The sequence below is a fragment of the Streptacidiphilus melanogenes genome (assembly GCF_000787835.1).
Taxonomy (GTDB): Bacteria; Actinomycetota; Actinomycetes; order Streptomycetales; family Streptomycetaceae; genus Streptacidiphilus; species Streptacidiphilus melanogenes.
Genome location: NZ_BBPP01000027.1, coordinates 113,861 through 114,355, shown reverse-complemented (window position 1 = coordinate 114,355; position 495 = coordinate 113,861). Strand labels below are relative to the sequence as shown.

Below are 495 nucleotides of genomic sequence, written 5' to 3'. Positions count from 1 at the left end.
GAGGGGATGGGGGCGGTGCCGCCCCAGTCAGGGGCCAGTTCGTCGAGGCGGGCGAGCGCCTGGGCCGGGTCGAACGCGGTCAGGGCCCGGCAGGGCTGGCCGTGGGCGGGGCGCAGGTGCGGCAGCCAGGGCAGCCAGGACCAGGCGTCGGTGCGCTCGTCCAGCGGCCGGGACTCGTCGGCGGCGACGAGCACCAGCTCCAGGCCGGAGGGCGCGTGCAGCACGGCCAGCTGGGCGAGGAGCCCGCGCACCAGGCCGAGCAGGCGCGGGCGCGGGCCGGTGAGGCCCAGGCTGCCGGCCGCGCGCAGGTCCAGCGTGACGGGGGCGTGGGCGCGTGCGCCCAGGCGCAGCACCAGCGCGTCCTCGTGGTCGGGGCCGCGCTCCCACAGGCGCGGCCCGGGCCCGAGGGCGGTGAGCAGCAGCTCCGCGGGGTCGGGCCAGCGGCCCGGGTCACGCGGCGGGGCCTGCCGGGGGGGGGGGGGGGGGGGGGGGGGG

The 495-nt window shown here is 82.0% G+C and carries 1 pseudogene; it reads right to left on the bottom strand.

The features are described from left to right. A pseudogene (locus TR49_RS25770) lies at nucleotides 1-495 on the bottom strand (hypothetical protein); the annotation flags it as partial.